The 25,348-nt window shown below is 53.1% G+C and carries 30 protein-coding genes and 3 tRNA genes; 13 read left to right on the top strand and 20 right to left on the bottom strand.

Annotated elements, in window-relative coordinates:
- The first annotated feature begins 11 nt into the window (after positions 1 to 11).
- From HNR65_RS16855 to HNR65_RS16835, 5 genes are all read left to right on the top strand, one after another.
- Positions 12 to 311, top strand: coding sequence for a hypothetical protein (locus tag HNR65_RS16855; protein WP_181552701.1), 300 nt, complete (start codon positions 12 to 14; stop codon positions 309 to 311).
- A complete protein-coding gene (locus tag HNR65_RS16850; RefSeq protein ID WP_181552700.1) occupies positions 298 to 474 on the top strand; it encodes a hypothetical protein in 177 nt (58 codons plus the stop codon). The genes HNR65_RS16855 and HNR65_RS16850 overlap by 14 nt, the downstream gene beginning before the upstream one ends.
- A gap of 420 nt (positions 475 to 894) precedes the next feature.
- Positions 895 to 1,998 (top strand): phage major capsid protein, encoded by a 1,104-nt coding sequence (locus HNR65_RS16845; RefSeq protein WP_181552699.1) that lies wholly within the window; start codon positions 895 to 897, stop codon positions 1,996 to 1,998.
- 239 nt (positions 1,999 to 2,237) lie between these two features.
- Positions 2,238 to 2,543 (top strand): P27 family phage terminase small subunit, encoded by a 306-nt coding sequence (locus HNR65_RS16840; RefSeq protein WP_181552698.1) that lies wholly within the window; start codon positions 2,238 to 2,240, stop codon positions 2,541 to 2,543.
- A 7-nt stretch (positions 2,544 to 2,550) separates the two neighbouring features.
- Complete coding sequence (locus HNR65_RS16835) at positions 2,551 to 2,805, top strand: hypothetical protein (protein ID WP_181552697.1); 255 nt, start codon at positions 2,551 to 2,553, stop codon at positions 2,803 to 2,805.
- A 595-nt stretch (positions 2,806 to 3,400) separates the two neighbouring features.
- On the opposite strand, the gene HNR65_RS16830 is transcribed toward HNR65_RS16835, so the two are convergent.
- Both HNR65_RS16830 and HNR65_RS16825 read right to left on the bottom strand, forming a co-directional pair.
- Positions 3,401 to 3,477 (bottom strand) — tRNA-Arg (locus HNR65_RS16830).
- A 20-nt stretch (positions 3,478 to 3,497) separates the two neighbouring features.
- Positions 3,498 to 3,573 (bottom strand) — tRNA-His (locus HNR65_RS16825).
- Between the two features lie 325 nt (positions 3,574 to 3,898).
- On the opposite strand from HNR65_RS16825, the gene HNR65_RS16820 reads away from it, so the two are divergent.
- Both HNR65_RS16820 and selB read left to right on the top strand, forming a co-directional pair.
- Complete coding sequence (locus HNR65_RS16820) at positions 3,899 to 4,072, top strand: hypothetical protein (RefSeq protein ID WP_181552696.1); 174 nt, start codon at positions 3,899 to 3,901, stop codon at positions 4,070 to 4,072.
- 13 nt (positions 4,073 to 4,085) lie between these two features.
- Entirely contained in the window at positions 4,086 to 6,008 is a 1,923-nt protein-coding gene (gene selB / locus HNR65_RS16815) for a selenocysteine-specific translation elongation factor (RefSeq protein WP_181552695.1), read from the top strand.
- 35 nt (positions 6,009 to 6,043) lie between these two features.
- Here selB and hemW read toward each other — a convergent pair whose 3' ends face one another.
- Positions 6,044 to 7,183: a radical SAM family heme chaperone HemW gene (gene hemW, locus HNR65_RS16810; RefSeq protein ID WP_181552694.1), complete on the bottom strand. Its 1,140-nt coding sequence runs from the start codon at positions 7,181 to 7,183 to the stop codon at positions 6,044 to 6,046.
- Positions 7,183 to 8,349, bottom strand: a complete 1,167-nt coding sequence (locus HNR65_RS16805; protein ID WP_181552693.1) for a radical SAM protein — start codon at positions 8,347 to 8,349, stop codon at positions 7,183 to 7,185. The genes hemW and HNR65_RS16805 overlap by 1 nt, the downstream gene beginning before the upstream one ends.
- Positions 8,350 to 8,375: 26 nt before the next feature.
- Between HNR65_RS16805 and mltG the strand changes: the two genes are divergently transcribed.
- Entirely contained in the window at positions 8,376 to 9,386 is a 1,011-nt protein-coding gene (mltG, locus tag HNR65_RS16800; protein WP_181552692.1) for an endolytic transglycosylase MltG, read from the top strand.
- On the opposite strand, the gene tsaD is transcribed toward mltG, so the two are convergent.
- Together tsaD and purM are read right to left on the bottom strand one after the other, a co-directional pair.
- Positions 9,376 to 10,380, bottom strand: a complete 1,005-nt coding sequence (gene tsaD / locus HNR65_RS16795) for a tRNA (adenosine(37)-N6)-threonylcarbamoyltransferase complex transferase subunit TsaD (protein WP_181552691.1) — start codon at positions 10,378 to 10,380, stop codon at positions 9,376 to 9,378. The genes mltG and tsaD overlap by 11 nt on opposite strands.
- A 277-nt stretch (positions 10,381 to 10,657) precedes the next feature.
- Positions 10,658 to 11,719: a phosphoribosylformylglycinamidine cyclo-ligase gene (gene purM / locus HNR65_RS16790; RefSeq protein WP_181552690.1), complete on the bottom strand. Its 1,062-nt coding sequence runs from the start codon at positions 11,717 to 11,719 to the stop codon at positions 10,658 to 10,660.
- A 355-nt stretch (positions 11,720 to 12,074) separates the two neighbouring features.
- Between purM and alaC the strand changes: the two genes are divergently transcribed.
- The 5 genes from alaC to HNR65_RS16765 all read left to right on the top strand — a co-directional run bounded on the left by alaC (position 12,075) and on the right by HNR65_RS16765 (position 15,689).
- Positions 12,075 to 13,241 carry an alanine transaminase gene (gene alaC, locus HNR65_RS16785; RefSeq protein WP_181552689.1) on the top strand — a complete coding sequence of 389 codons (1,167 nt, stop codon included), beginning with the start codon at positions 12,075 to 12,077 and terminating at the stop codon, positions 13,239 to 13,241.
- A gap of 10 nt (positions 13,242 to 13,251) precedes the next feature.
- Complete coding sequence (locus tag HNR65_RS16780; protein WP_332309043.1) at positions 13,252 to 14,592, top strand: homoserine dehydrogenase; 1,341 nt, start codon at positions 13,252 to 13,254, stop codon at positions 14,590 to 14,592.
- A gap of 14 nt (positions 14,593 to 14,606) precedes the next feature.
- Entirely contained in the window at positions 14,607 to 15,224 is a 618-nt protein-coding gene (gene thrH, locus HNR65_RS16775; protein ID WP_181552688.1) for a bifunctional phosphoserine phosphatase/homoserine phosphotransferase ThrH, read from the top strand.
- 19 nt (positions 15,225 to 15,243) lie between these two features.
- Positions 15,244 to 15,573, top strand: a complete 330-nt coding sequence (locus tag HNR65_RS16770; protein ID WP_181552687.1) for a DUF167 domain-containing protein — start codon at positions 15,244 to 15,246, stop codon at positions 15,571 to 15,573.
- A gap of 39 nt (positions 15,574 to 15,612) precedes the next feature.
- Positions 15,613 to 15,689, top strand: a tRNA-Met gene (locus tag HNR65_RS16765).
- Between the two features lie 200 nt (positions 15,690 to 15,889).
- Here the strand turns inward: HNR65_RS16765 and HNR65_RS16760 are convergent.
- From HNR65_RS16760 to HNR65_RS18070, 14 genes are all read right to left on the bottom strand, one after another.
- Positions 15,890 to 16,333, bottom strand: coding sequence for a hypothetical protein (locus HNR65_RS16760; RefSeq protein WP_181552686.1), 444 nt, complete (start codon positions 16,331 to 16,333; stop codon positions 15,890 to 15,892).
- 11 nt (positions 16,334 to 16,344) lie between these two features.
- Positions 16,345 to 16,548: a hypothetical protein gene (locus tag HNR65_RS16755; RefSeq protein ID WP_181552685.1), complete on the bottom strand. Its 204-nt coding sequence runs from the start codon at positions 16,546 to 16,548 to the stop codon at positions 16,345 to 16,347.
- A gap of 257 nt (positions 16,549 to 16,805) precedes the next feature.
- Complete coding sequence (locus HNR65_RS16750) at positions 16,806 to 17,102, bottom strand: hypothetical protein (protein WP_181552684.1); 297 nt, start codon at positions 17,100 to 17,102, stop codon at positions 16,806 to 16,808.
- Between the two features lie 153 nt (positions 17,103 to 17,255).
- Entirely contained in the window at positions 17,256 to 17,510 is a 255-nt protein-coding gene (locus HNR65_RS16745; protein ID WP_181552683.1) for a hypothetical protein, read from the bottom strand.
- 9 nt (positions 17,511 to 17,519) lie between these two features.
- Positions 17,520 to 17,846, bottom strand: coding sequence for a P27 family phage terminase small subunit (locus tag HNR65_RS16740; RefSeq protein ID WP_181552682.1), 327 nt, complete (start codon positions 17,844 to 17,846; stop codon positions 17,520 to 17,522).
- 235 nt (positions 17,847 to 18,081) lie between these two features.
- Positions 18,082 to 19,254, bottom strand: coding sequence for a phage major capsid protein (locus tag HNR65_RS16735; RefSeq protein WP_181552681.1), 1,173 nt, complete (start codon positions 19,252 to 19,254; stop codon positions 18,082 to 18,084).
- Between the two features lie 416 nt (positions 19,255 to 19,670).
- Positions 19,671 to 19,910 carry a hypothetical protein gene (locus tag HNR65_RS16730; protein ID WP_181552680.1) on the bottom strand — a complete coding sequence of 80 codons (240 nt, stop codon included), beginning with the start codon at positions 19,908 to 19,910 and terminating at the stop codon, positions 19,671 to 19,673.
- Positions 19,911 to 20,122: 212 nt separating this feature from the next.
- Entirely contained in the window at positions 20,123 to 20,299 is a 177-nt protein-coding gene (locus HNR65_RS16725; protein ID WP_181552679.1) for a hypothetical protein, read from the bottom strand.
- A complete protein-coding gene (locus HNR65_RS16720) occupies positions 20,286 to 20,591 on the bottom strand; it encodes a hypothetical protein (protein ID WP_181552678.1) in 306 nt (101 codons plus the stop codon). Before HNR65_RS16720 ends, HNR65_RS16725 begins: the two co-directional genes overlap by 14 nt.
- A gap of 58 nt (positions 20,592 to 20,649) precedes the next feature.
- Positions 20,650 to 20,931, bottom strand: coding sequence for a J domain-containing protein (locus HNR65_RS16715; protein ID WP_220128429.1), 282 nt, complete (start codon positions 20,929 to 20,931; stop codon positions 20,650 to 20,652).
- Positions 20,928 to 21,326, bottom strand: a complete 399-nt coding sequence (locus tag HNR65_RS16710) for a hypothetical protein (RefSeq protein WP_181552677.1) — start codon at positions 21,324 to 21,326, stop codon at positions 20,928 to 20,930. The genes HNR65_RS16715 and HNR65_RS16710 overlap by 4 nt, the downstream gene beginning before the upstream one ends.
- A complete protein-coding gene (locus tag HNR65_RS16705) occupies positions 21,311 to 23,704 on the bottom strand; it encodes a phage NrS-1 polymerase family protein (protein ID WP_181552676.1) in 2,394 nt (797 codons plus the stop codon). Before HNR65_RS16705 ends, HNR65_RS16710 begins: the two co-directional genes overlap by 16 nt.
- Before the next feature lies 1 nt (position 23,705).
- On the bottom strand, positions 23,706 to 23,909 hold the full coding sequence (locus HNR65_RS16700) for a helix-turn-helix transcriptional regulator (protein WP_220128428.1): 204 nt from the start codon (positions 23,907 to 23,909) through the stop codon (positions 23,706 to 23,708).
- A gap of 135 nt (positions 23,910 to 24,044) precedes the next feature.
- The gene (locus tag HNR65_RS18070) at positions 24,045 to 24,935 is read right to left on the bottom strand and encodes a tyrosine-type recombinase/integrase (protein WP_220128427.1); all 891 of its coding nucleotides are present in this window, start codon (positions 24,933 to 24,935) and stop codon (positions 24,045 to 24,047) included.
- Positions 24,936 to 25,348 lie beyond the last annotated feature (413 nt).

Genomic DNA, 25,348 nt, shown 5'->3' with positions numbered 1-25,348 from the left:
AAGGGGATAATATGAATCAAAAATTTCAAATAGTTATGAAACCAGACACGCACCGGCGGCTGAAAGCATTGGCAGCCATAAGCGGCCTGTCAATCGGCGACACCCTTCACGCCCTGCTTGATCGGCTCGAGGAAAAAGGCCGGACGGTTCAAACCCGCCTGGCGGATGCCGGGCTGACCTCTTATGCAGAGCAAATGCCCCTAAGTCTTGGGTTGATGAAGGACAGCACCCTGGCAAGCCTGTTACGGGAGCCGCCTGAAGGGTTAGCACAAAAGCCCGAATGGGGACCGGCAGGCAATGAAGAACGGTAACATCATAGAGGCCCGCACCCAGCACTTGCTTGATGCCCTTCGCGCATACAACATTGATCCGGCGCAATACCTGGAAGGCGTGGTTCACCGGCTGGATGCAGAGCAGGCAGAGCAAAGGCTTAAGCGTAAACGCAAGAGGCAGCGACAATATGCGGACGGATAACCCCCCCATGCTCGCATCTTCCCAGCGGGGGCGGAGTGAACCGCACGGGTATCCGAGCTTTAACGTTAACTCACTAAAAACCCGGCGTGTATTGTGCGCGCAGGCGCGCGCGTTATAAGGGAAATCGGCTTATGTTGACTGAATTTTTGAACAAACGTTTTGACAAGCGCCCAACCAAAACAGACCTTGAACGCCGACTCCGTGCGCGTGGTTACAGCAGGAACGCAGCGAAACGGGCTGTGCATGAAGTAGCAGAGATTGACCAGGGGTTGTTTAAACCTCCCGTCAATAAGAGCGGAAAAACGCCGAGTCCGTGAAGGCCGACGCAATGCGGTTCAACGGCCTGCGTTGAGGCAGGAATCGGGTTTGGCGCTCGTTTATAACGACACAACAAAAAACAATACGAAAGGATTAAATACTATGAGCACAGAACTATCAAGAACAATTGAAGAGCTGGGTAAGTCTTTTGAAGAATTCAAGGCGGCACAGGATGAACGCCTTGCACAGGTGGAGCTTGCGCAGAACAGGATTCCAGCACCCGGCAATGGTCCTGTGGAGCCGGAAAGCGGGTTTCTGCCTTCCAAGTTTTGCGTAACCCTGGAAGGACAACGGATTCCTGTGCTGGAAAAAAGCCAGAAACTTAGCGACTATTTCCGGCCGCAGGAAGGAGAGCAGGATTTTTCCCTGGGCGATTATGTAAAGGCTTCCATGGGCCTAAGGTCAAAGGCCGTGACCCGTGGCCCTGAAACCGTGCCCACCGCAGTTTCGATGAACATTATTGATGCCGTGCGGACAAAATCAAGGGTTATGCAGGCCGGCAGCATGACAATCCCAATTGAAGGCAAGACAAACCTGCTCCGGATTGAAGGCGACCCGACCGTTTTTGAGCATTCCGAAGGCGTGGAGGACATTTCCGAATCCGAGCCGAGCTTTACCAACGTGGAGCTTGATCCGGGCGCCCTGGTTGCAGCCATTCCGCTGACTATGGAAATCGTGCAGGACTCTTTAAACCTGGATGCGGCGCTGCAAACATCGATTACCGCAGCGATGGCCCGAAAGCTGGACAGCACCGCACTTTCAACCATCCTTGCAGATACGGACATCCCGACCAATGCCGGGGAGTCTCCGGCCGTGGCCCGCGATACCGAAACCTGGAGCGGGGTGCTTTCCGCTGTGGGAGATATGTTGGCCTTGGATATGGATGTGCCCACCGCGATGATCGCAAATGCGGCCGACTATATCGCACGGGCTGGACAGCAGGCAGACAGCGCCGGGAATTGGCTTGGCGCGCCTCCAATCCTTTCTGGCATGGCCGACTTGCAGACCACCGGCATTGATGCTGGAAGGAGTGTTTTGGGAGGTTTTAATCTGGGCTTTGCGGTTGCCGTAAGACACGAGCTGCGCCTGGAGGTAATCCGGTTCGCTAAGCACAAAAGCGCAACCCATGTGCTGGTTGCTTATGCGCGTATGGCAGGCTACGTGATCCAGCCCAACGCCTTGTTTATCCAGGACAAGGATGGATAGCTTTATTAAGATCCGCCTGGCTCCGGGGCGGCAATACCGGGCTATTTTCAATGGCCGCCCTCCCGGAGGCGGTTTGCAATATCCGGGGCTTCGCTCGCGGACGGACCGGCTGCCGGAATGGTGGCCGGTTCGGACCGTGGGGGGCGGGGTTAAAGACCATGACCCAAAACCTGAAAACCGGATAGGCACCGCAAATATATTTATTCGAATTGTTTCCTTTCAAAAAATCGAGGCGACCAATGAACTTATCAAAAGAAGCACAAACATGGAAAGAACGGCTTGAAGCGGAGTACGACTTGTCAGACAGCGGCGCTCAGGTGCTTCTACTGACCATGTGCGAGGCGTTTGACAGGCTGCGGAAGTGTCAGGTTGCAATTAAAAAAGACGGCCAGGTGGTAAAAGACCGCTTTGACCAGGACAAGCCCCACCCGCTGCTTTCTGTGGAAAGAGACGCAAGGGCGCAGTTGATGCAGGCGCTTAAACAGTTGAATCTTGACCTGGAAGTAACCCCGCATCCAGGCCCCGGCAGACCACCCGGAAAGTGAGGGAGATATGGCACTAAAGCGAAAACCCCGGACCCGTCAAGCAATGCCGCAGCACGTTAAAAACCTTTTCATGCTGGGAAGCGGCGCGAATACACAATACACACCACAGGAAATCAAGCAACTGTGGCAAAAGCACGGCAGGCAGTTTTTAAAGCACCTTGACGGCCTGGACCGCGAAACCAGCCCATTCCGGATGTTTCCAATGATTTTCAGTCTTTTAAATTCGGATGAAACAAGAGAACGTGCGAGGTTTGGCCTTTGAGTAAAAACCCACCGCGTTATCCCGATTGCAGATTTTACCAGCAATGCCTTAACCGGGCAGCCCGATCACTTGATGGCGTACTTTCATGTGAAGCCTGCCCCGAGTACACACCCGAACCCTGCAAAACAGATCCCTATGACGCGGCCTGCTGCAAATCGCTTTTATCTGCTATTGTTCGCCCGGAAACCTACGACGACCAGACCCCGCAGCGATTGATTCGACAATTCCTTGACGCGCACAGCAATTTTGAGGAACCAGACCACACCGGAACCCGCACGGCACGCGCGTGAAGTCCTGAGAGGCCACAGAATCGACGATCTTTTTTTCAGAAGGGGGTAACCCCTCTGGAAATTTCTGGCAACTGGCAAGTGTATATCGATGGCAGACAACAAAACATAGTTAGCTTGACATGGCCGCCCTGGAGATCCGGGACGGCTTTTTTTATTGCAAAATAATCCGGGCCGGTTTAAGCCGGGTGGAAATTTGGGTGGAATTTTCAATCAGAGGTCATAGGGTGGAAATACGGGTGGAAATCATTTTTCAGGAAATAAAAAAGGCAGCCATGAAATCAATCATAACTGCCTGTTTTTATTGCTGGCGCGCCCGGCAGGATTCGAACCTGCGGCCTACGGATTCGAAGTCCGGCGCTCTATCCAGCTGAGCTACGGGCGCATTTCCGGGAGAGGATAAAATGGGGTGAGTGATGGGACTTGAACCCACGGCCCCCAGGGCCACAACCTGGTGCTCTGCCAACTGAGCTACACTCACCATATCTGACCTTAAACTCCATTCACCTAACAAAATAACACCGCTGATGCAAGCCATTTTTCATGGCCGGGAGCCGGCCGGTCAAGAAAGGCCCGCTAAACTTAATGATTGACCGTATACGGGTTTTTGATTACATATTTACTTTAACGCAAACATTGATGGCACCGTAAAAAGTCTGATTTCAGATGGTGCCGTAAAAGTTCAAGATCAAGGCTTGCGCAATTTCGAAGAATACAGCGTACTTATCCGTACGTGAAATTATGAGAAATTGCGCGTAACGCAGATATTGAACTTTTACGGGGCCATCAAAATTAAGGAGGTCATAGTGAATCCGGCCACAAAGGCGATTGTTCGAATTGTTACCGGCGGCATACTGGCCGTTGTGCTCTCCCGGCTGTTTTTCCCGGAATCCGGGCTGGTATTTGCCGCAGGCCTGTTTGTGGCCCTTGTGGGCGCAGCCTATGGCCTGGAATGGATCCACAACAGAAACAAAGACTAACAGGTACCCTGCATTGAAACAGATCATCCTCGGCACGGCCGGACATATTGACCATGGAAAAACCAGCCTGATCAAAGCGGTTTCCGGAACGGATACGGACCGGCTGAAAGAAGAAAAGCGCCGGGGGATAACCATTGAACTCGGTTTTGCCGCCATTGATTTGCCAAGCGGACTGCATATCGGTGTGGTGGATGTGCCCGGCCATGAAAAGTTTGTGAAAAACATGGTTGCCGGAGCCACCGGCATTGACGTGGTGGCTGTCATCATTGCCGCAGATGAAGGCGTGATGCCCCAGACCCGCGAACACATGGAAATCTGCAGTCTGCTGGGCATCCGCTACGGTTTTGTGGTGCTTACCAAGACTGACATGGTTGACGAGGAATGGCTGGAGCTGGTCACCGAAGATGTCACCGATTTCATGGCAGACACATTTCTGGAAGACTCGCCCATTGTTCCGGTTTCCTCTGTTACCCGTGACGGACTTGACCAATTTATTGAGACCCTGGACCGCTACTGCATGGCCCTTCCGGAAAGAACAGCCACCGGCATTTTCCGGCTTCCCATAGACCGGGTTTTTTCCATGAAAGGATTTGGCACCGTGGTTACCGGCACCCTGGTCTCCGGACATGTGGAGCTGGGCGAGCAGGTGATGGTCTATCCGTCTGGCATCACAACCAAGGTCCGTGGCATCCAGGTCCATGACCGGTCCGTGGAATCAGCCGAAGCCGGCCTGCGAACGGCCATCAATTTCCAGGGCGTTGACAAGTATGCGGTCAACCGGGGCGATGTGCTGGCCCGGCCCGACACCCTGATTCCCACATACATGATTGACGTGGAACTGCACCTGCTGGAAAGCAATGAGCGGCCCCTGAAAAACCGACAGCGGGTACGATTCCATATCGGCACCTCTCAGATGCCCTGCCATATTGTTTTGATCGACCGCGACGTGCTCGAACCCGGGGAAACGGCCCTGGTGCAGGTGCGGCTGGAAGGACCGGTTGTATGCGTGCGCGACGACCGCTATGTGATCCGCAGCTACTCGCCTGTGCGGACCCTGGGCGGGGGCCGGGTTTTAAATCCTGCACCGCCCAAGCACAAACGCTTCCGAAAGGAATCCATGGAGCGCATCGAGCGGCTCTGCGACACGGATCCGCAATCGCTTATCGCATCCCACATCGAAATGGCCGGTTTTGCGGAACGCTCCTTTGCCGAGCTCAAGGTGCTCACCAGCCTGTCAGACAAGGCCCTGGACGCGTCTTTGAAAAAACTGCTCTCTGACCGGACCATTATCCAGACCGAGCGCAGCCAGCGCCGATTTGTTCATCAGTCTGTATTTGAAACCTTCCGAAAGGATGTTACAGAACTGCTTTCAGCCTATCACAAGCGCCACCCCCTGAAAGCCGGCATGTCCAAGGGTGAGCTTCGCTCCAAGCTGCCCGACATTGAAACCCCCCGGCTGTTTAACCAGATGCTCCATCTTTTGCTGAAAACCAACGAGGTGGTCCAAAACGATGACAGCGTGCACTTAGCCGGCCACCAGGTCACCCTGGAAACCGATCAGAGCGATCTGAAGGAAAAAATTCTCGGCATATATGCGGAAAAAGGCCTCCAGCCGCCCTACTTCAAGGAACTGGTTCAGATGCTGGAAACCGATCCGGCAAAGGCCAAAAACGTACTCATGCACCTGGTGGACGAAGGCCGCGTGATCCGGGTCAAAGAAGAGCTGTTTTTCCATGCCGGCGCCATCTCTGATTTAAAGGCCCGGCTCATTGATTTTCTGCAGCAAAACCAGGAGATCAATCCCGGAGCGTTCAAGGAAATGACCGGTGCATCCAGAAAATACACCATTCCTCTGTTTGAATACTTTGACTCCGAAAACATTACCATCCGGGTCGGCGACGTGCGCAAGCTGAGAAAAAAAGCAACAGCCCGGTAAGCCTTCCCCGGTGGCCGACAGACAATTGCTTTCATTCAAATCACCCCGGCCATTTCCGCGGCAATGCTGTCGAGAAACAGCATGCCCCGGGAAGTCAGGCGGCAGCGGTTATGGCTGATGCGCATGTGGCCGGTTTCTTCAAAACGGCGGATCACGGATCCAAACATCTGCCCGAAATCACGATTAAAACGTTTTTCCAACAGGGCCACATCAATGCCGTCTGACTGGCGCAGGCCCAGGTAAACGGCTTCTATCATCATCTGTGAATCTGTGAGCCGTTCGGATGCCGCCGTGGGCAGGCGCCCGGCGGAAAGATCCCTGATATAGCGGCTCAAATCCGCATGATTCCAGAACCGCTCCGGCTCTGTGTAGGAGTGGGCGGCCGGGCCCAGGCCGAGATAGGACGCATTGTTCCAGTATTTCTGGTTGTGCCGGGAGCGTTTGGCCCTGTGGACCGCAAAATTGGAGATCTCGTAGTGCTGATATCCCTTTTCGGCAAAAAAATCCTGTGCCTGCACAAACATGGCCGATACACGGTCTTCTGACAGGGGTTTGATCCGGCCGGCATCCTTGTCCGCTGAAAGCCGGGTGCCCGGCTCGTAGGTGAGCATGTAGCAGGAAACATGAGCGGGACAAAAGCCTGCCGCCGCCTCCAGATCCTTTTGCCAGGAATCCCGGCCCTGCCCGGGCAGGCCGTATATCAGATCCAAGCCAATATCCGAAAAACCGGCCTTTTCTGCAGCCCGGAGAGCATCAGCCGCCTGGCGGGCGCAATGAATCCGTCCAAGAAATGAAAGATTGGCGTCATTAAAGGACTGGACCCCGATATTGATGCGGCTGACCCCGGCTGACCGGTATTGGGCCAGGCTCCGGGCCGCAAGGGTGCCGGGGTTTGCCTCAAGGGTGATTTCCGCGCCGGGCAGAATGTGAAAGTGTTTTGCTGCGGCTTCAAGCACGCGCCCTGTGCGCCCGGGCCCCAGAACCGAAGGGGTGCCCCCGCCCAGGTAGATCGTATCAAAGAACGCGTCTTTAAAACCAGCCGCCTGCATCTGCATTTCCGCAATCAGGGCGTCCATATAAACGTCCACGGCCGACAAATCCGCAATGGAGTAAAAATCACAATACCGGCACTTGCGAACGCAAAACGGCACGTGAATGTAAAGGCCCGGGAGCATCAGATAAACCGCTTCATCATCTCGTCGATAAACGCATCCACGTTATCCGGGGTAATGCCGTTTTTGGAACACAAATCCTGGAGCTGGGACCGAACCCCGGCGGTTTCCAGATCATCTGTGCTGCGCAGCTGCCCCAGCCGCCGGCCCACCTGGTAAAGCATCCGGTCATGGGGGGACATGGCCAGAAAAGCCTCGATGACCCCGGTCATCCGCTCCTTATCTTCCGGCAAGGTTCCCTGGATATCCTCAAACAGGTTCAGGATATGATCGCTTCGAACCCGGCTGGCAATGCCCTCCAAATTCTGCAGAAAAAGCAGGATTTCCTCTGCAGCCTCAACATCGGTTAATTTTTCAAACCGGCCTGCCTGATAATCTTCAAACAAGGGAACGCTGCCGGGAATGGCCAGGGTGCGCAAACGAATATAATCCGGATTGATCTGGTTTAACGCGTCTGCGGTCTCCAGGGCATGGCTGCGGGAAAGCGCCCTGCCCCCGAGGCCGGGCATCACGTATTCGGAAAGTTCAATGCCTGCGGCCACGGCCTTTTTTCCGGCCTTGACATGCTGTTGCTGGGTGGTGCCTTTTTGCACCATTTTCAAAACCGCGTCGCTTCCCGACTCCATGCCGATGTGTAAACGATTTAATCCGGCTTTGGCTATGGCCTTTAACCGGTCATCTGCGATGCGGGCCACTGTATGAGACCGGGCATAGGTGGTGATCCGAATCACTCCGGGAAATCGCGCTTTCAAATGCTGCAGTATTTCGATCATCTCCTCCGGGGAAATGATCATGCTGTTGGCATCCTGTAAAAACACCGACTCCATGCCCGCGGCATACCAATTCAGGGCCGCGTAAAAAGCCTGGCGCGCGGAATCGGAAAGCCCTGAAACATAGGCATCCAGATCCGCCCGGGAAACCTGACCCGCAGAATCGCTCATGCTCCGCAATACCCGGACATGTTCATAAACAGCATCAATGTCTTTTTTGACGTGTTCCACAGGCCGCAAAGAAAATTTTTCTCCCTTGTAAACCGGACAGAACGCGCACTTGTTCCAGGGACAATTGCGGGTCACCCGGATCAGCAGGCTGTGGGCTTCGCTGGGCGGACGGATCGGGCCCTGCTCAAAACCCTTGTATTGCTGTTTTTGTGTTGATTTGCGCTTCAATTTATGTTCTCCTCTATGTTGATCCCATGAAAAAAAAACTGCTGCTCATACTGATTCTTTTTCTTGCTGCCGCATCTGTAGCCGCGGGCCTGTTTGCCCGTCATATGGCCCGCTATGCACAGATGCCGGTCAACCCGTCCCTTGACCGATCCGTGAAACTGGTCATCAAACCGGGCCAGAGCTTCAAAGATGTCACGGCCATGCTCCGGGAAAAGGGTCTTATCAAGCACCCCACAAAATTCCGGATTCTTGCAGTTTATCAAAAAGCCACCACCCGGATCAAGGCCGGGGAATACCGCATCCCGGGCTCCATGAGCCCAAACCGGATCCTCCGGCAATTGGGCGAAGGCAGGGTACATCTGCACCGGGTGACCCTTCCCGAAGGTCTGACCATCCATGAAACCGCCCAAAGGGTGGCCGATGCCGGACTGTGTGAAAAATCCGAATTCACCAGGGCGGCCACAAACCCTGAACTGGCACGGCAGATGGGCCTTTCCGCAAAAACCACGGAAGGCTATTTGTTTCCGGAAACCTATTATTTTGAAAAGCCCGTTTCCGCAGAAACCATTGTGCGGACCATGGTCCGGCGGTTTCAGGGCGTGTTCTCGGATCAATGGAAGCAGCGGGCCGACGAGCTGGGCTTTTCCGTCCACGAGATCGTCACCCTGGCCTCCATTATTGAAAAGGAAACCGGAGCACCTGAAGAACGAAAAACCGTATCCTCGGTATTTCACAACCGGCTGGAAAAGGGGATGCGCTTAGACAGCGACCCCACGGTAATCTACGGCATTGAAGACTTTGACGGCAACCTGACCCGAAAACACCTAAGAACGCCCACTGCCTACAACACATACAAACGCAAGGGGCTGCCCCCGGGACCCATTGCAAACCCCGGCCAAGCATCGCTTCATGCTGCCCTTTACCCGGCAGACACCCCTTATCTTTATTTTGTGGCGGATTCAGAAAACAGTCATTATTTTTCCACCACATTGAAAGAACACAACCGGGCTGTGCGCAAATACCAGCTTAACCGATAAACCGGACCCGGGAATACACATCATCATCGAGCCGGCCGCAAAAGCTTTGCGCCCCCAGCAGATGACAGCCCGCAGCCGCGATCATGGCCGCGTTGTCCCCGCACAATGCCAGATCCGGAACAAACAATTTTATCCCATTATCTGCGGCCAGATCCGCGGTCTTGCGGCGCAAACACGCGTTTGCCGCCACTCCGCCCACGATGGCGGCATGGCCGCAGCCGTGGGTTTTGGCCGCCAGGATCAGCTTGTCGGCCATTACATCCACGACCGCTGCCTCAAATCCCGCGGCAATGTCTGCCAGGTGCTCCCGCCAGTCCCCATGGGTTTCAAGGTGGCGCTTAACCGCACTTTTAATACCGGAGAAGCTGAAATCAAAGGCCTCCCTGTCCAGATAGGCCCGGGGGAAACGGTACTTTTCCGGATTGCCTTTGCCTGCCAGATCAGAAATCACCGCACCGCCGGGATACCCCAAATCCAGCATTTTCGCCACTTTGTCAAAGGCTTCTCCTGCGGCGTCATCCCGGGTCTGGCCCAGGCATTCGGACCGGGTATGGGAATGCACCAGATAGATGCTGGTGTGCCCGCCCGAGGCCAGCAGGGCTGCAAACGGAAATTTCGGGGCGGGCCGGCAAAAAAATAAGGAATTTAAATGCCCTTCCAGATGGTTGACGCCCACCCATGGGATATTGCGGGCATAAGCCCAGGCCCGGGCAAAACAGAAACCTACCAGCAGCGCCCCCACCAGACCGGGACCCTGGGTAACGGCCACCGCATCAATATCTGCAGGCCGGGCCCCGGCTTCATCCAGGGCCTGGTCCACCACCGGGGCAATGGCTTCAATGTGCTTGCGCGAAGCCAGCTCCGGAACCACGCCGCCGAACCGATGATGAAGCTTTACCTGGGAGGCCACCACTGAGGAACATATTTCAATGCCGTCTTTGACCACCGCAGCCGCGGTTTCATCGCAGGAGGTTTCTATTCCGAGTATTTTCATGAGGAAAGCAGGTCCGTAGATTTGATGGCACCGTAAAAAGTCTGATTTCAGATGGCGCCGTAAAGTGTTCAAGATCAAGGCTTGCGCAATTTCGAAGAATGCAGCGTACTTAGCCGTACGTGAAATTCTGAGAAATTGCGCGTAACGCAGATATTGCACTTTTTACGGCGCCATCAGATTTGGGGTCAGCAGATAAAAAAAAGGCCGGTTGCCGTTTGATCCCGGCATTCCCGGCCTTGCTGTATGCGTTATGCGCTTCCGGGTTTTCAGGCACGGACTAGGCCGAAGCCCACCGGAACCGTTCCTTGTCGGATTTGCGGCGCTGAACCACTTCGCCGACGATCCAGGCCTTTTCATTCATGGCCGCAAGCCGGTCAACCACTTCCTGGGCGGCCTTGGCAGGGACAACCGCCACCATGCCCAGCCCGTTGTTAAACGTCTGCAGCATCTCGGCGTCATCCACGCGCCCGGCATCCTGGAGAAACTTAAAAACAGGCGGCACTTCCCAGGAATCCTTGTAAAGCACCAGGCTGCATGCAGAGGGAATCACGCGAAGCAGATTTTCAGCAATCCCGCCGCCGGTAATATGCGCCAGTGCGTGGATGGGCAGATCCTTTAGGAGGCGCAGCAGGGTCTCCGTATAAATCCGCGTGGGCGTCAGAAGCTCCTCTCCAAGGGTTTTTCCCAGCTCCGGCACGTAATCGTCAATCTTTAGGTTCAGCGTATCAAAACAGATCTTTCGCACCAGGGAGTAGCCGTTGCTGTGAAGCCCGGATGAAGCAAAGCCCACCAGTTTATGACCGCCGCGGATTTCTGAGCCGTCAATAATCCGGTCATTGTCCACCACGCCCACGGCAAACCCGGCCAGGTCATATTCGTTTTCCCGATAAATGCCCGGCATCTCGGCGGTTTCCCCGGCGATCAGTGCGCACTGTGCCTGGCGGCAGCCCTCGGCAATGCCTTCGACGATCTGTTTTCCAACATTGACATCAAGGCTGCCCATTGCCAGGTAATCCAAAAAAAACAAAGGCTTGGCCCCCTGGACCACAACATCATTGACGCACATGGCCACCAGGTCAATGCCAACAGTGTCATGCTTATCCATCATAAAGGCGATCTTGAGCTTGGTGCCCACCCCGTCGGTGGAACTGACCAGTACCGGGTTCTGATAATCGCCGGTTTTCAGCGAATAAAGCCCGCCAAAACCGCCGATTTCCCCCATTACACCCGTTCGCGGGGTCTGTGAGGCGATTTTCTTGACTGCATCCACAAACTCGTTTGCCTTTTCGATATTCACACCTGCTGCGGCATAGGTGGAAGATCCCTCAGAACTTGACATCTTGTATTATCCCTGTATCCTTCTTGGATTTCGGTAGGTTCTTAAAAAAGACATTCCGCTTCCCACGGCAGCCTGGAACAAAACTTTCCGCAAAAATCCGCAGAAAATTTCCAAAAAAAACTGCAAAAATTGATGGCACCGTAAAAAGTCTGATTTCAGATGGCGCCGTAAAAAGTTGACGTTTACGGGGTTGCTGAAAACATTTCAGAAAAGTGCGGCCGATAACTTAAAAAGTATAACTTGATATCTGAAATGCAAATAAAAGTCAAAACAAAATTTTTGACAACCCCGCCAATGTGGTGTATTCAAACACAACATCGTCCTTTACACAACGGGTATTACAAACGAGGTGAACATGAAACCATTTGCCAGATTAAACCGTCTGCCGCCGTATGTCTTTGCCGCTGTCAACGAACTGAAAATGGAGCTGCGGCACGCGGGTGAAGATATCGTGGACTTGGGTATGGGCAATCCGGATCTCGGAACGCCCGACCATATTGTGGACAAACTCGTGGAAGCCGCCCAGAAGCCGCATAACCACCGTTATTCCGCATCAATGGGCATTAAAAAGCTGCGAATGGCCATCGCGGACTGGTATAAACGCCGGTATGACGTTGATATCGACTACGAAACAGAAGCCATTGCCACCATCGGGGCAAAAGAGGGGATCTCTCACTTGATGCTGGTCACGGTCGGGCCCGGTGACGTGGTGCTTTCCCCCAACCCCACATATCCCATCCATCCCTATTCAGCCATTATCTCAGGGGCGGATGTACGCTACGTGCCCCTGGGGCCGGACACGGATTTCTTTGAAAACCTGGTGACCGCCACCAAGCATACCTGGCCCAAGCCCAAGGTCATGGTGCTGTGCTTTCCGCACAATCCCACGACTGAAACCGTGGATCTCGATTTTTTCCAGAAAATCGTGGATTTTGCAAAGGAGCACGATATCCTGGTGATCCATGACATGGCTTATGCGGACATCGTGTTTGATGGCTACAAGCCGCCAAGTTTTCTGCAGGCCAAGGGCGCCAAGGATGTGGGCGTGGAGTTTTTCTCCCTTTCCAAGAGCTACAACATGCCCGGATGGCGGGTGGGTTTCTGCGTAGGCAACCAGGAAGTGGTTGCGGCGTTAAAACGCATTAAGAGCTATCTGGACTACGGCATTTTCCAGCCAATCCAGATCGCCAGCATCATCGCCCTAAACGGCCCCCAGGAGTGCGTAACCGAAACCTGCGATATTTACAAGTCCCGCCGGGACGCACTGATTCAGGGCCTTGCCCGGGCCGGCTGGGAAATCTCCCCGCCAAAGGCCACCATGTTTGTCTGGGGCCGGATTCCCGAACCTTTCCGGAAAATGGGGTCCCTGGAATTTTCCAAAAAACTGATCCGGGAGGCACGGGTGGCGGTTTCGCCCGGGGTCGGATTCGGCGAATACGGAGACGAATACGTCCGCTTTGCCTTGATTGAAAATAACATGCGCATCAAACAGGCAGTCCGGGGCATTAAAAAGGCCCTTTAAAGGCAGGTTCATGAAACACATGAAGCAGATCCATATCGGAATTATCGGACTCGGAACCGTGGGCACCGGCGTCGCCCGGCTGCTTGTGGAAAACAGCGACGTGATCAGCGCCCGGCTGGGCGCTGAACTGGTTTTCAAAAAAGGCGCGGATCTCGACATTGCGCGGGACCGGGGCATGAACTTTGCCCCGGGCGTTCTGACCACGGACCCCTACGAAGTGATCAATGACCCGGAAATCGACATTGTCCTGGAAATGATCGGGGGAATCGACCTTGCCCGGCAGTTTATTTGCCGGTGCATTGAAACCGGCAAGCACGTGGTGACTGCCAACAAGGCCCTGCTGGCCTCCCATGGAAACCAGCTTTTCCGGCTGGCGGCGGAAAAAGGCGTGGCTCTGGCTTACGAGGCCAGCGTGGGCGGGTGCATGCCCATTATCAAAACCATCCGGGAATCATTGGTGGGAAACCGCATCCAGGCGGTTACCGGAATTTTAAACGGCACCTGTAATTACATTCTCACCCGGATCACCCGCGAAGGCATGTCCTTTGAGCAGGCTCTGGACCTTGCCAAAGCCGAAGGCTATGCCGAGGCCGATCCGTCTTTGGACGTGGACGGGTTTGACACGGCGCACAAACTGGCCGTTTTATCGGCCATTGCATTCGGCATGGAGATCAACTACGATGATATCCACATTGAAGGAATCTCGGAAATCACCCCCATGGACATTGAATTTGCGGCCCAGTGCGGATACGCCATCAAGTTGCTGGCCATCACCAAGTTTGACGGCCAAAGCGTCGAGGCCCGGGTGCATCCCACCATGATTCCCCTTGAGGACATGCTCTCCAATGTCAGCGGTACCATGAACGCGGTGACTGTTTCCGGAGACGCGGTGGGCGACATGATTTTATACGGCCACGGTGCCGGGATGATGCCCACTGCCAGCGCTGTGATCAGCGATGTGGTCGACATTGCCCGCAGCATTGTGGCCGGCGGGGCCATGCGGGTGCCTGTACTTTCCTTCCGGATGGAGCAGATCCGAAAAATGGCCGTCAAGCCCATGGATGAAATTTTCACCCATTATTATTTCCGCTTTTCAGCCATGGATCAGCCGGGCGTCCTGGCCAAAATCGCCGGCATACTCGGGGACCATGACATTTCCATCAAGTCGGTTCGACAGACCGAACGCAAACTAAATGGTGCGGTGCCCGTATACATTCTGACCCACCAGGCCTGCGAGGCCCAGGTCAAAAAAGCCCTGGCCAAAATCGCTGAACTGGAAGTCATCCCCCAGCCGCCGGTTCTCATCCGCATGGAAGCGCCCGAGGAAGAAAAAGCCCAACAGCAATCGTGAAGGATAATAGATTCATGCAGCACATGCTCTGTTCTGACCTGGAAGGGGTTTTTGTGCCCGAGATCTGGATCAATGTGGCGGAAAAAACCGGCATTGAAGAACTCCGGCTCACCACCCGGGATATTTCCGACTATAACGTGTTAATGGACAAACGTCTTTCCATACTCGACGCCCACGGCCTGACCTTAAACGACATTCAGGCGGTGATCGCGGAAATCGAACCGCTGCCCGGGGCCCTGGAGTTTCTGGACGCAATCCGGGCAGAGCACCAGATCATTATTGTATCAGATACGTTTCTGGAGTTTGCCGGGCCCCTGATGGAAAAGCTTAAGCGCCCCACCCTGTTTTGCAACTGCCTGAAGGTCGCTGACACCGGCCGGATCACCGGCTATGAACTGCGGCAGGAAAACGGCAAAAAAAAGACCACCCGGGCACTGCAGGATCTGAATTACCGGGTCATTGCATTTGGTGATTCCTACAATGATATCAGCATGCTGCAAACGGCAGACAATGCCTTTTTGTTCCGGCCTCCGGAAAACGTGGTCCAGGAGTTTCCCCAAATTGCCGTGGCATACGAATACGATCAACTCGCAGCCCTGATCCAGGAAGCGATATCTTCCTGCCATTCTTAAAAAACCGGAATTCGGGCCGATGCTGCACTTTCAGACAACCGGCCAGGGCCTTGTATTCAAGGTGCACATCCAGCCCCGGTCCGCAGCCAACCGGATCGCCGGGGTTCGAGAGGATGCGGTGAAAATCCGCCTGACCGCCCCGCCCGTGGACGGGGAGGCTAACCGCGCGTGCATCAAATTTCTGGCAAAGAAGCTAAATGTTGCCAAATCGGATCTGGAAATCATTTCCGGGACAAGCAGCCGTTCCAAAAAAATCCAGGTGCGTCTGGCAGATGACAAGACCCGCGCCAAAAGGGCCGATCAAATCCAAAAAAAGATTTGTGCCCTGGCTGGTAAAAAAGATGCTTGACAAGCGTGTTGCAAATCGCTATAAATTATAATTCAACATTGCGGGGTGGAGCAGTCTGGTAGCTCGTCGGGCTCATAACCCGAAGGTCAGAGGTTCGAATCCTCTCCCCGCTACCAATAAAATCAAGGGTTTAAAAAGGTCGCTTCGGCGGCCTTTTCCTTTTGTCCTAACCCATGCCTAACCAGAAGCATAAAAAAACCGCCCCAGGTTTCCCCAGGGCGGCCATTGCTTCACGAGCGCGTGCGTAGTGTTACATCATGTTCAGGAACCGGTTCCTTAACATGGGCGCCCCTGCATCTCACGCGCGCGCGTAGTGTTACCCCCTCAGCTCCGCCGGAATACGCCGCACGCCTTCCCAGTAGCATCCGCTTCCGGTGGCATGGGTAAAACCATCAAAGGCGGCTGCGCGCATGGCATCGGCTTTTGTCCGGTGGCCCCCGCCCCTGGCATCAAGCATATTGCCGTCATCATTGCAGACGTGATAAAGGCCGGTGGGTTCGGCAAAGATCCGGGCGGTTTTGCGGGCTTCAACGTCCAGCGGCTTTTCAACATGATGATGATATTGGTTCTGATACTCCTGATCCCACGGCAGGGCGGCATATTGATTGTGGATCTTCTCCATGTATTCGGCCTGATCCCGGTCCAGGGTTATCCCCATTGCCCCCTCCGCGTAATCCATGAAATAATGCGCGTTCACCTCGCCGTCATGGTTTCCAGCGTTGTCCATTGCTGCCTCGTAAATTTCAAATAAAGTCGTCATGGTGCACCCCCTTATTGCCTGATTGTAATCTCATGGCCCGGAAAATTCTCAACGAGCGCCTTCTCCAGGGCATCGGCCTGGTCAGCCGTAAAATCATCAACATTGACCGGAAACCATGCTTTCATGGAGTCGTCAACGGTCATGCCGTTTTCTGTTACTTCGCAGTACCAGCCCACGGTGTCGCCCTGTGTGTCCCAATGGCAATAGATCCCCATGTTTCCCCCTTTCAAATATAAAACGCACTGGCAGTCCTACGGCTCGAAAACGGGCCGCCCGGTCCTTGCGGATACCGGCTACCAGTGCGCGTAATTTTTTTTGATCGCATAAAAAAAGACCATTGACGGAGGTCCTTCCGGTTTTCGATTTTAGGATAGATCAACCATATCAGGTGTTCACAGAAAATCAAGGGATTTTTCAAGGGGGCACACCCTTACTCTGCCCCCGATCGTCCAAATTTGAGGCTCTCAGGGCTTCACGCGCGTGCCGTACGGGTTCCGGTGTGGTCTGGTTCCTCAAAATTGCTGTGCGCGTCCAAAAAATGCCGGACAAGTTTTTGTGGTTGCTGCTCGCTGTATTCTTCGGGGTATGTTATCGTGGCCACAAGTGCTTTGCAGCAGGCCGCGTCATATTCGTCATTTCGGCAGGGTTCCGGCTCGTACCGGGTGCAGCCCTCGCAGGTGAAAACCTCATTTGCTTTTGCGGCCACGTCAAGGCAGCGGTCATAATGCCGGCAATCCGGTTTCCGTTTATCGGCTAAAACACGGCTCAAGTGCATTCTCCTGGTGGTAGAGGCAGGCGTTTAAAAAGGCTTCATTGATATGGTGTTTCTGGAAACATGAATTGCATAGCGGCACCGAGTAAACCCGGCCATTAGGCTTGAAATAAATCTTGAAATCGGTTTCCCCTCCACAGCAGGAGCAAGTCAAGCGTTCAGTTTTTTCCATTCCCGTTCCTCGGTCGTTCCCAAAAGGTTGAATATCATGGGCTTGCGCTGAAACTCGCTTTGCCGTTCATCATACGGTGGCAGGCTTTGAAGGAATTGCCTTCCGTACTTTTGCCACAACTCGCGGATTTCCTGCGGTGTGTATTGTGTGTTGCAGCCTGATCCAATCAAAAAAAGCCGCCTGACATGGTCCGGCATTGCTTGACGGGTCCGGGGTTTGCGTTTTAATGCCATGTTTCCCCCCTATCGCCCCGGTGGTCTGCCGGGGCCTGGATGCGGGGTTACTTCCAGGTCAAGATTGAGCGCTTTTAGCGCCTGCATGAGCTGTGCCCTGGCGTCCCTTTCCGCAGATAAGAGCGGATGGGGTTTATCCTGGCCAAATCGGTCTTTTACCACCTGGCCGTCTTTTTTTATTGCGCCCTGGCATTCGCGCATTCGGTCAAAACTTTCTAACGCCGTTTGCAGCAGCAGGCGGCCCGCCTCGTCTGCAATGTCATATTCGGCTTGCAATTTTCGCCACCATCCGGCGGCCTCTCGGGATAATGTTTTGGGTGTTTTGGGTGTGGTCATGGTGTCCTCAAAATTTTTAAAGGCGGAAATGAATTTCTATATGCCACGAGTATGGCAGCGGTTTTCAGGTTCTGGGTCATGGTCTTTAACCCCCTCCCCCACGGTCCGAACCGGCCACCATTCCGGCAGCCGGTCCGTCCGCGAGCGAAGCCCCGGATATTGCAACCGCCTCCGGGAGGGCGGCCATTGAAAATAGCCCGTTACTATACCGCCACGGAGCCGGGCGGATATGTCATCAGCTTTCGCTGCATCTAATAAGTTTAATGGCATTGTCATCAAGGACGCACGCACCTACTCTTTTGCGCAAATAAAAGCGACATTGCCCGGGCACGGTAATATTATCATCCACTGTTACCCGAAGGCCGAAGGAATCGGCAACCAGATAGCCCCGGTTGAAATCCCCGAAGGCCACAGGAAAAGCGTCCGCGCCCACATCGGGCATACCAACGTCATCAATGAAAACCCGGTATCCGCACAGTGTGGCCGGTTGGCCCACCACCAGGCTATCAGTCCACAGATAACGCCCATCGCCGTCCTTGAAGTTCCGAATGACGCCGGCAGTAGCGGAGTTCATCAGCCATACAGCGTTTTTGCGGTAAGGTGCCCGCAGGGTATAAACGGTGTCATAAAGCACATCCGCCGGATAGTGCGGGGGGCTGCCGGTTTCCATTGTACCGAATCCATCAGCCACGCCGGTGGGAATATACTGCAATTCTCCGGCGGTTCTCCCCGGTGAATCATTATCACCCACAGCCTCGGGGGTTCCGTCCAGAAAACCGGTAGGCTTGTTGCTGCCATTGCCATTGACAAAAGCATCACCTTCCTGAATGGAAAGTTCTTCACTTCCGCGCTCACGCAGCCACTGGCCCACGTCAAAGTGAATATCCATCATGCTTTCCTCGCTGGCTTTCAGAAGCGCGTACACGGTCCCGAAGGTAGGCGCGCGCTGTGACAGCTGCGGGGTGTCGGTTTCGTTGCGGGTGCCGCCTTCGCCCACCCAGCCGCTTGAAATGCCGCCAATGTCCAGGGGATATTTGAAATCGCTGGATGCAGCGGTCACAACTTTTGCAATCTGCCGGATGGGGGAAAGCTCCCGGAGCTGCTGAAGCAAAGGCTTTGCAATAACTTCCGGCACGGCATACCCGCCTGCAGGGTCACTGCCGATGGTGACAGCCTTTTCCTGGAGTTCTTCAACCATAGCCTTTGCCCTTGCTGAACCGGGATTGCGAAGCCATTTGACAAAGGCGTCCTGGTGTTCCTTCTGCTCGGCGGTCATGTTGGTGTTGCCGGGTGCCGGGATGCGGTTCTGATTCAGTTCCACCTGTTCGAGCCGCTGTTCGTATTTTTCCTTGAACCCCCGGAAGGACTCACCCAGCTGTTCGATGGTTTCTTTAAGTTCTGTACTCATGATATAATTTCCTTTCTTATTGTTTTATTATTGTGTGTCGTTATATTCGAGCGTCAAACCCGATCCCTGCATCAGCGCAGGCCATGAAATCGCATTACGTCGGCCTCATGGACTCGGTTTTTCGCTCTTATTGACGGGAGGCTTTAAAAGTTCCCGGTCAATCTCTCCCACCTGGTGCACAAGGCGCTTTGCCTCGTTCCGGCTATACCCTCGCGCACGGAGTCGTTTTTCAAGCTCAAGTTTGGTCGGGCGCTGGTCAAAACGTTTGGTTAGGTATTGCGTCAACATTGCTTTTGCTCCCAGGGCAACAAAAAAGGCGGCACAACGTGGGCAGGATTTCTCCTGTCGTGGCCCCACGATGGCCGCCTTAAATGCTGTCTCTCCGGGGATCAGCCGAAGATTAGCCCGATATGTAATTAAATTTTAGTCGTCAACCCCCCCAGGGATTCATTCCACTCCTCAAAGGCATTGATTTTGTCCATCTGCCCCTTAGAGATAACGCCGTCTCTGTAGGCATGGTGGAAATCAATATCATCCAAAATCTTATGCTGGACGTAATGGACCTTTTCCAGTTCTTCATCTGTCAACTGCTGCCAGTCGGCAATTTCAGGCTTCATGGCTTCGTTAATGCTTTTAATGATTTCGTTTATTTCCATTGTTTTCTCCTTAAAAATCACCCCTGAAATTTTCTCAAAACTGCGCGTGAATGGCTGCGTATGGTTTAACTCGGCCCCGCTGGGAAGATCACAAGGCCGCCCACCCCTTCGCGCACGCGCGCACAACACGCTCCCTTTTTTTGTGTGTTAGCATTAAAGCTCGGATACCCGTGCGGTTTAACCAGGCACCTTGACAAGATGCGAGCAGGCCCCTACCCATCAGCATATTGTCGCTGCCTTTTGCGCTTTTTTTGTAACCGGCGCTGCGCTGCTTCTGCATCCAGCCGGTGCACCACGCCTTCCAGGTATTGCGCTGGGTCAATGTTGTATGCGCGAAGGGCATCAAGCAAGTGCTGGGTGCGGGCCTCTATGATGTTACCATTCTTCATTGTCTGCCGGCCCCCATTCGGGATCTTGCTTTAAACCCTCCGGCGGTTTTTGCAGCAGGCTTTTAACGGTGGCATCGGCCATCAATGCCAGGTTTAGAGTCGGTTGCCGCGCATAAGTAGTAAGGCCCTCACCCTGGAATAGCTGCCGTCTGCATTCGGCCTGCTGCTCAACAAAATTAACCAGGTCTTGAAGTACGTCCCCAACTGGCTTATTCGCTTCAGCAGCCCATATCTTTAACTTGTGAGCGTCCTCCGGAAACATGCGAATCCCAGTGAATTTTTTCTCCGCCATCGGTATCTCCTTTAAATGTAGATTTATTAAACATGTTAAACATATATAACAAAAAAAGTCAAGCCATTTTTGTTAGCTCTGCATAAAAATCATTTATTGCCTGCATCGCCGCTGTGTCGCCACCTTTGTCCGGGTGATATTTCATTGATAACCGCCGGTAAATCGTTTTTATAGTGGCCTGCTCCGGCAGGATTTCCCTTTCCGGGTGTTCATCCAGGGCCTCAAACACAGAGGAGCGAAGAGGCTCCCGGAGATTCACGTTTTTCACAAGCCATCGGAGGTAATCTTCCGGGATCTCGTCAACCTCAAAACCTCGGTATTTGCCAAATGGCATTTTCATTTAAACCACCACCCTTTAGGGCATTGTTCAAGATCGAATACAGGCTCACCACCTATCCGGCAGACCGGGCGCTGCTCTCCAGGTGCCTGAAGATCCGCACAGGTTTTGCCATGCAGACATTCGGCCATAGGTTCAATTTTTAAGTTTAGCCCTGCCTCGTTGCTAATGTTGCTAATATTGCTAAAGTTATTGTTTCTATTGAAAATGTTGCTTGCTAAAGGTTTGCTAATGCTTGCTAAAAACTCCTGCTCATCAACATGGGTGCCAGAATCATTAGCAGACTTTAGCAACTCGTTAGCATTTACAACTTGTTGCTTTTCTTCTGCATTAGCTTCTTTAGCAACTTTAGCAGCTTGCTCTTTATTAAATGAAAATTTCTTCATCGAATGATCCATGATTCCCTGGCGGTTTTTCCGTCAATCTCAGACTTGTGTTTCCCTTCCTTGTGGATCAAGTAATAATGGTTCACAAGGACATTGACGGTATCTCTGGCTTGCTGTGCTGTCCGTAGCTTATTCGGCCCGTACTGGTAAACATCGGGAAGGCAGACCCGTTTCAGCCCTTTATCCTTTAACCATTTGAGCAATTCTTGTGCTCTTAATAACTGCTGGTCAGGCTGTGCCATACCACGAACGCGGATTCGTTCATTGAGGTAATACTCCACAAGTGTGGTGGCAGCCTCAACGTGGTCCAGGTCAATCACCCTGGCTTTAGGATTATCAAACAGAGTGAGCACGCCAGCGATCCTGAGGCAGTGCTCTGGTGCCTTGTTTGCGAATCCCGGAATATTCTCAAAGGTTCCATCCTTGCCGCTGTTAAACTCCACAGCCTGATAAAACTCGATCCAGTACCGCTTCGCCTCTGTTGTCAACTCCAGGTCCGCCGGTTCCAATTCATTGAGTACCTGGCCTGTTTTCTTGTCCACCTTCAGAGGAAGATCCCGGCTTAAAAGTTCGCTAACCCGGCTGTGGAACCGCTTCATTTCTTCAGATTCCTGGAGGTTTTCTTCCTTATATATGCGGGTGCCAACCGTAGGCGCTGGAAAGGCCACAAGGAAGCGGGAAAGTAAGCCCTGGTCCTGCAACACAGGGTTGTTGAAAAAATCCCCGGCAACCTGGTCCTGCATCATCAGGTGAACGGTCAACCGCCGGTCATAAAGTGAAAAGGACTCAGACCCGGCCCGGATACGGTCAATCCTTGCACCATCCCAAAACTTTGAATACCCGGCTGCTGAATACAACTGTTTCTCTGAAGTCATTGAAAACCCGCCGGAAAACAGACCACCTTCATCTGCAAACAACCCCAGGGTTGGAAGAGAACGCTCAAACAGCTTGACAAGCCCCTCAAAGGTCGGATCTGTGGTAAGCCTTACAGGATTAAATGGTCTTTCCGGTTCACTTTTGCGGAGGGTTGCTAATTGCTGACTTTGTTCATCCAGGGTTAATTTTTTGTTGCCAGTGATCTTTTTTTTCTGGTTCTCATACGCTTCATGGGCATCAGAGTAAGCCTTGTAAGCCCGATGGTATTCCCGGAGTTGTTCTTCCTCCCATTGCCGGATTTCTGCTGTGGCGGTCTTGTCTGCTTCAGACTTCCGCCCCCCTGTGGAGCAAATGGAAATGAAATATTCCAGAATCGGAAAGCGCCGGCCATCAATTTTAATGTTGGCAAACGGCTGAACGCACAGCGTTGCGGCTGCTAATACCGAATGAACGCAGACAGCATCCGGGGCTTGAACCACATCCATGATCTTTTTTGCAGCCGGTCCGATAATCGGCCCCAGGGCGTCCACAGGATAAGGCTCTGCTGATACACTTTCCCTGGTCAATGGCAGCGGGTCCGGCGGGTCATTCGGATCTATCCCGGCAGACTGCCCACCATCGGACCGGCCCTGGTGGTAGGTTTCGGAGGTATCGGAAATGGCGTTGTCAATGGTTAGCTGTCCGTAGGTGCGGCCATCGGACTTGTGCTTTTTATCCCATTTCGGCCTGTATAACCCTGACTGCCGGAAAACCGCATCAATCCGCTGTGGATCTCTGTCCAGCCAAAAAGCTAAGTAATAGCACAGGGCGGAATCCGCCTCCGATTGCGAATTATACCCGGCGGTATCTCCGTTATATAAAGCCCGGATCTTATCCCCGTTTTTAGAGGCAAATGCTTTTTCCAGGATCTCGGCATCATCCTGTGGCGGATCTGAGGCTTTTTTCTGGTTTGATCCCGGCTTATACCCGTTGCCAAAAATTTTAGCATGAAGCGCGTCCACAGCGTTTTGCCGGGGTTCAATCGGTTTCGCCTTCCCCCCGAAGGGTTGAAATAGGTGTCCAGTAATGGTAAGGAAGCGGCCTTCTTGATAAACTTCAACATCGCCCTTTTTCCGGCCATCCGGTGGGAGTCCTGCCTTCACAATAGAACGGAGTCCGGTCCCCGAAGGACTTACTTCCGCATAACTTTCCAGGGAACCAATTATTTCAGTCGCCCAGGACTCAATCGCGCCCCCAGGCTCAAGACAATGATCAAGATCCCATCCACAGAAAGGATCATCAGCTGCCAATTCAAACCCCACGCCTGTGTATTCGCCGGACTGATACGCTTTCCATGCCGTTTCAAAATCGCCCCAGGTGCCCGGATCGTCTGCTTTAGCGTTTCTGCCGGTTTTGGGATCATAAGGAACCTTTGTCCACTTGTCGCCGCGCTTTTCAGCCTTCCAGCAGACCCACTGCGGATATTGCTTCAACTCATCAGGGATGTTTTTCTTAATAGGCTTTAGCCAGTTCATATCAACCCCTCGAATCTATGGTTTCCACGCGCTGACCATCTGCCAGCTTGTCAAGATCCGGTGTTCGGTAAAAGACCCGGTTCCCAACCTTGTGGTAAGCGGGTCCGCGTCCGTAGCATCGCCAGGCCTCCAGGGTTTTCCTGGAAACCCGCACGCCGATTGACTTTAAATACTCGGCAGCCTGTTCAGTTGATAAGTTCTTCATAATACGATCTCCTTTTTGTTTATCATGTTAAACACCAACCTTAAAAAAATATACTTCTGCTATCTGTTGTTTATCATGTTAAACACATTAAACATAAAAGTCAAGCATAAAATCTAAAAGAACATCAAATAAAATCTAACCCTCTGATTTCTCGTTTTTATTTTTTTTTGACTTGGTAGGTTGCAGAAGTTCCGCCGCTCTGGTGCTGGCCTTCTGCTTTGAATCCGGCAGGAATGAAGCGTATCTGCGGGTCATTTGGTGAGATTTGTGGGTAAGAAGTTCTCCGATCATATCAAGGGTAAACTCCCCGGAGTTCGCCAGGGTCACAGCGAAGTGGTGCCGCAGCCCGTGAAATATCCTGAATTTTTCAGGCAGCCCGGCCTTTTCCTTGATCCGCTGCACAGCCTTTGAAGTGGCACGCTTGTGGCCGCCCCTCCCCGGAAATACATAGCTCCAATCCGGGTGCAGCCGGTTCCGGTGTTCCAGTTGTTCCAGGAGGATCTCTTCTGCTATCGGATTCATAGGCAGCTTGACGGTTCTGCCGCCTTTGGGATCTGATAACCGGATCAACTTGTGGTCAAAATCAAGATCCTGATCTTGCAGCCCGAATATTTCGCCGCGCCTCATGCCGGTAAACATTGCCAGTTTAAGCATCCGGGGTGCCTCACTGGTCGGCCATGCGTCCATCTGCTCTTGAAGGCGCTGCATTTCCTCTGCCGTTAAAAACTCTATAACCTCGTTATCCTTTTTCGGCATCGGCATTATGAAATTCAAACGCGGGCATAAACCTGTTTTGGCCCCATAATTCACAATCCGGCGGAGAAGCTCCAAAACGTTCCAGACCGTACCGGGTGAACGATCTGCCAGGGCCTTTTTGATTTTAGCCACATCAAGGATGGTAAGCTCACTTACTTTTCGATCACCCACAAGCGGGGTTATATGAAGCTCAAAACGGTTTATATCCGCGTAATAACCCCGGAGCGAGTCCTCTTTTTCTTCAAAGTATGACTTGCCGATCTGCTGCACAGTCCTGGTCAGGTGAATGTTGTCGGCCCGGATCTCTTTTGCCGTTTTAACAGCTTCGCCATGCCGGGCCTTCTTGACGCGCTCGGCCCGGATCTCGGCTGCGATCTGCGGAGTGTAACCCTCGGATCTCCAGCCCACCTTTTCCCATTTCAGCTTTCCATCAATTTTATAATTGATCCAATAACAGAGATCCGGTTTTCCTTTAACCCTGCCCTGCCCTGTGTAATAATAAACGCCAGGCCACTTGTTTCTGTCCACGCGAAAATATTTTGACGGCATGATTTCCCCACAGGCTTTGGGTTGCGTTATCAGATAAACGATTCATCCGGGAAATGCCGGGATGGATTCGTGAATAAAATATAATCGGAGCTTGAAGTACCAATTATCCCTGAATCCATATGCCTGACGTTTGA

The sequence above is a fragment of the Desulfosalsimonas propionicica genome (assembly GCF_013761005.1).
GTDB lineage: Bacteria > Desulfobacterota > Desulfobacteria > Desulfobacterales > Desulfosalsimonadaceae > Desulfosalsimonas > Desulfosalsimonas propionicica.
The sequence above is the reverse complement of the archived record's forward strand: the minus strand, read 5'-3'. Positions and strand labels throughout refer to the sequence as shown.

What these genes read in the sequence shown, in the direction of transcription:
- HNR65_RS16855 (WP_181552701.1), top strand. Translation starts at nt 12, where the DNA reads ATGAATCAAAAATTTCAAATAGTTATGAAACCAGACACGCACCGGCGG.
- HNR65_RS16850 (WP_181552700.1), top strand. Translation starts at nt 298, where the DNA reads ATGAAGAACGGTAACATCATAGAGGCCCGCACCCAGCACTTGCTTGAT.
- HNR65_RS16845 (WP_181552699.1), top strand. Translation starts at nt 895, where the DNA reads ATGAGCACAGAACTATCAAGAACAATTGAAGAGCTGGGTAAGTCTTTT.
- HNR65_RS16840 (WP_181552698.1), top strand. Translation starts at nt 2,238, where the DNA reads ATGAACTTATCAAAAGAAGCACAAACATGGAAAGAACGGCTTGAAGCG.
- HNR65_RS16835 (WP_181552697.1), top strand. Translation starts at nt 2,551, where the DNA reads ATGGCACTAAAGCGAAAACCCCGGACCCGTCAAGCAATGCCGCAGCAC.
- hemW (WP_181552694.1), bottom strand. Translation starts at nt 7,183, where the DNA reads ATGCTCCCGGGCCTTTACATTCACGTGCCGTTTTGCGTTCGCAAGTGC.
- mltG (WP_181552692.1), top strand. Translation starts at nt 8,376, where the DNA reads ATGAAAAAAAAACTGCTGCTCATACTGATTCTTTTTCTTGCTGCCGCA.
- tsaD (WP_181552691.1), bottom strand. Translation starts at nt 10,380, where the DNA reads ATGAAAATACTCGGAATAGAAACCTCCTGCGATGAAACCGCGGCTGCG.
- purM (WP_181552690.1), bottom strand. Translation starts at nt 11,719, where the DNA reads ATGTCAAGTTCTGAGGGATCTTCCACCTATGCCGCAGCAGGTGTGAAT.
- alaC (WP_181552689.1), top strand. Translation starts at nt 12,075, where the DNA reads ATGAAACCATTTGCCAGATTAAACCGTCTGCCGCCGTATGTCTTTGCC.
- HNR65_RS16780 (WP_332309043.1), top strand. Translation starts at nt 13,252, where the DNA reads ATGAAACACATGAAGCAGATCCATATCGGAATTATCGGACTCGGAACC.
- thrH (WP_181552688.1), top strand. Translation starts at nt 14,607, where the DNA reads ATGCAGCACATGCTCTGTTCTGACCTGGAAGGGGTTTTTGTGCCCGAG.
- HNR65_RS16770 (WP_181552687.1), top strand. Translation starts at nt 15,244, where the DNA reads ATGCTGCACTTTCAGACAACCGGCCAGGGCCTTGTATTCAAGGTGCAC.
- HNR65_RS16760 (WP_181552686.1), bottom strand. Translation starts at nt 16,333, where the DNA reads ATGACGACTTTATTTGAAATTTACGAGGCAGCAATGGACAACGCTGGA.
- HNR65_RS16755 (WP_181552685.1), bottom strand. Translation starts at nt 16,548, where the DNA reads ATGGGGATCTATTGCCATTGGGACACACAGGGCGACACCGTGGGCTGG.
- HNR65_RS16745 (WP_181552683.1), bottom strand. Translation starts at nt 17,510, where the DNA reads ATGGCATTAAAACGCAAACCCCGGACCCGTCAAGCAATGCCGGACCAT.
- HNR65_RS16740 (WP_181552682.1), bottom strand. Translation starts at nt 17,846, where the DNA reads ATGACCACACCCAAAACACCCAAAACATTATCCCGAGAGGCCGCCGGA.
- HNR65_RS16735 (WP_181552681.1), bottom strand. Translation starts at nt 19,254, where the DNA reads ATGAGTACAGAACTTAAAGAAACCATCGAACAGCTGGGTGAGTCCTTC.
- HNR65_RS16730 (WP_181552680.1), bottom strand. Translation starts at nt 19,910, where the DNA reads ATGGAAATAAACGAAATCATTAAAAGCATTAACGAAGCCATGAAGCCT.
- HNR65_RS16725 (WP_181552679.1), bottom strand. Translation starts at nt 20,299, where the DNA reads ATGAAGAATGGTAACATCATAGAGGCCCGCACCCAGCACTTGCTTGAT.
- HNR65_RS16720 (WP_181552678.1), bottom strand. Translation starts at nt 20,591, where the DNA reads ATGGCGGAGAAAAAATTCACTGGGATTCGCATGTTTCCGGAGGACGCT.
- HNR65_RS16715 (WP_220128429.1), bottom strand. Translation starts at nt 20,931, where the DNA reads ATGAAAATGCCATTTGGCAAATACCGAGGTTTTGAGGTTGACGAGATC.
- HNR65_RS16710 (WP_181552677.1), bottom strand. Translation starts at nt 21,326, where the DNA reads ATGGATCATTCGATGAAGAAATTTTCATTTAATAAAGAGCAAGCTGCT.
- HNR65_RS16705 (WP_181552676.1), bottom strand. Translation starts at nt 23,704, where the DNA reads ATGAACTGGCTAAAGCCTATTAAGAAAAACATCCCTGATGAGTTGAAG.
- HNR65_RS16700 (WP_220128428.1), bottom strand. Translation starts at nt 23,909, where the DNA reads ATGAAGAACTTATCAACTGAACAGGCTGCCGAGTATTTAAAGTCAATC.